Below are 2979 nucleotides of genomic sequence, written 5' to 3' on the forward strand. Positions count from 1 at the left end.
ATCGGGGGCTGTGTTCCGGCGCGGTGGTCCGGCGCCGTGGTCGGGCCCGCGGCGCCGGGGGGCCGCCCGCGGGTCGGGCGGCCCGCCAGCCCGCCGGCCCGCCCACCGAGCCGGACGGGGCTCAGCGCCCGGCCTCCGGAAAGCGGGTCAGGTCCGGGGCGATGTCGCGATGCCGGACCAGGGCGGTGGCCGCCTCGGCCGGCATCGGGCGGCCGAACAGGTAGCCCTGCCCGTCGTCGCACCCGTACAGCCGCAGCATCGGCAACTGGTCGGCCGACTCGATGCCCTCCGCGGTCGTCTGCATGCCCAGGCTGTGGGCCATCGAAATGGTCGCGGCGACCAGCGGGGACGGGGTGCCGGCGGCCAGCATCTCCACGAACGAGCGGTCGACCTTGACCCGCTCGACCGGCAGCGTGTGCAGGCGGCTCAGGGACGAGTACCCGGTGCCGAAATCGTCGATGGCCAAGCGGATCCCGGCCGCGTTCAACTCCCGCAGGATGCCGAGGACCTGGTTGCGCCGGTCGAAGGTGCTCTCGGTGATCTCCAGCTGCAGGTCGTCCGGATCGAGCCCGGCGTCGGCCAGGGCGGCGGACACCATCGCCAGCAGGCCGGCGTCCTGCAGCTGCCGGACGGACAGGTTGACCGACATCCGCAGCTGCTCGGTCGGCGGGACCATCGCTCGCCAGCGCGCCCCCTGCCGGCAGGCCTCGCGCAGCACCCACTCGCCGAGCTGAACGATGAAACCCGACGCCTCGGCGACCGGGATGAACGACGCCGGCGGGATGTCGCCCTTGACCGGGTGCCGCCAGCGCAGCAGCGCCTCGAATCCCCGGAGCCGTCCGGTGAGCAGCGAGACGATGGGCTGGTAGTGGACGGCGAACTGGTGGTCCACCAGTGCCTGGCGCAGGTCCGAATCCATCACCAGCCGCTGCAGGACGTCGTCGTGCATGGCCGAGTGGAAGACCTCGATGACGCCCTTGCCGGCGTCCTTGGCCGCGTACATGGCCAGGTCCGCGTTCCGCAGCATCGACGCGGCGGTGGTCGCCGGGCACGCGACCGCGACGCCGATGGACGCGTCCGGCGTGATGGTGTGGGCGGGCAGCCGGACCGGGCTGCGCAGCACCCCCAGGAGTTGCTCGGCCACCCCGACCGCGCGCGCCTCGTCGGTGCCCTCGAGCAGGACCGCGAACTCGTCCCCGCCGAGCCGGGCCACCGTGTCGCCGGCGCGGACGCATGCGCGCAGCCGCCCGCCCAGCACCACCAGCACCTCGTCACCGGCGGGATGGCCCAGGCTGTCGTTGATGAGTTTGAACCCGTCCAGGTCCAGCAGCAGCAGCGCGAACGGGTCGGATTGGCGGTCCTGCCGGGCGATCGCCTGGCCCAGCCGGTCGTCGAGCAGGGCCCGGTTGGCCAGGCCGGTGAGCGGATCGTGCAGGGCCTGGCGGATCAGGGCGGCCTCGGCGGCCCGGCTCTCGGTGATGTCGGACATCGCCAGAACCGCGCCGGTGACGGTGCCCTCGTCATCGACGAGGCGCCGGCCGTTCACCGCCATCAGCCGCGGGTCCTCGTGACTTGCCCGCCGGACGAGCACCTCGACGTCGCGCACCGTCTCCCCGCGCAGCACGCGGGCCATCGGCCGGTCGGCCGGCGGCAGCACGCCGCCCGTGCTCGGGTCGACGGTCTCCCAGCCGATGGTGTCCCCGGGCTCCGGCAACCAGGGTGCGGGCGGCATCAGGAACATCTCGCGGGTTGCCCGGTTGAGCAGCGTCACCCGGCCGGCGGGGTCGCAGGCGACCACCGCCGAGCCCAGATTGTCCAGCACGGCGTCGAGGAACTGGTTCTGCCGGGCCTGGGCCCGGGCGGCCGCCCGGGCCTCGGAGACGTCGACGACCTGGACGGCGATGTGTTGGACGATCTGCCGCTGGTTCCGGAACACGGCCACCGTGCACTGGGTCCAGACCGAGCCGCCCGGCCCGCCGAACCGGAGGTCGACCCGGCCGATGAGATCCTCCCCGGCCTCGATCCGCGCCCGGATCGACCACACCCGCGTCCGGTCGGCGGGGAGGGCGAGCGCCTCGAGGGCGGTCCCGGTCAGCGAGCCGGCGGCCACGCCGACGGACTGCGCGAAGGCCAGGTTGGCGTTCTCGACGACACCGTCCGGGGAGATCCACAGGACGCCCGTCGGCGAGTGCTCGAAACCCCGGCGCAGCAGGGTGCGGGCGTCCCCGAGCTGGGCGGCGCTGCGGGCCAGATCCTGGGCCAGCGCGCCGGCGTGGTGGGCTTTCTCCCGGCTCACCAGCAGCTGGCGCAGGGCGGCCAGCAGCAGCAGGGCCAGGGCGGCGGTCAGCAGCGCGGGGTCGTCCGCGACGCGGCCGGCGATGGCGGCCACGCCGACGGTGGCGACCGCGGCGATCGGCATCAACTCCTGCTCGGGGCTGGGAGGCCCGGGCCGGCGACGCGCCGGATCGGCGGGGCGGGCGGCGGCCGAGGCGATCAGCACCAGAGCCGTCAGCCAGCCGCCGGTCGCCCAGGAGGGCACGGGTCCGGTCGCCGGCACCTGGCCGACCAGCAGGACGGCATCGGTCAGGGCGGCCACCGCCGGCGCGGCGGCCGCGAGCAGCCAGGGCGTGCGAGCGGCCGGGCGCTGACCCAACGCGACCGTCAGCGTGGTGGTGGCCACCGCGAGGTCGACGGCCGGCTGCAGACCCCACCACGGGGCGTCCCGCACCGGGGTGCTCAGGATCGCGACCCGCGCCACGAACAGCACCGAGCCGGCGATCAACACCCCGTCCAGGATCTGGCGAACGACCACCACGGCGTGCCGGGGCGGGACGCCCAGGCGCCAGACGGCGACCATCGCCGATCCCGCGTACCCCGCGAGCAGCAGCGCCTCGAGGACTCCGGGCGGCAGGCCGGGAGCGAATCCCCAGGCCGCGTGCCCGATGGTCCACAACACCACGGCGACTGCCGCCCACCACC

1 protein-coding gene is annotated in these 2979 nt (G+C 74.9%); it reads right to left on the bottom strand.

Going from position 1 to position 2979, the window contains the following annotated elements:
- Positions 1–121: 121 nt before the first annotated feature.
- Positions 122–2979: putative bifunctional diguanylate cyclase/phosphodiesterase (locus tag ACOJUF_RS03630; RefSeq protein ID WP_420120502.1), on the bottom strand; the 2858-nt coding region annotated here is incomplete at its 5' end.

Origin of the sequence: Nakamurella sp. (genome assembly GCF_048594475.1) — a bacterium.
In the GTDB taxonomy this organism is placed as follows: Bacteria; Actinomycetota; Actinomycetes; order Mycobacteriales; family Nakamurellaceae; genus Nakamurella.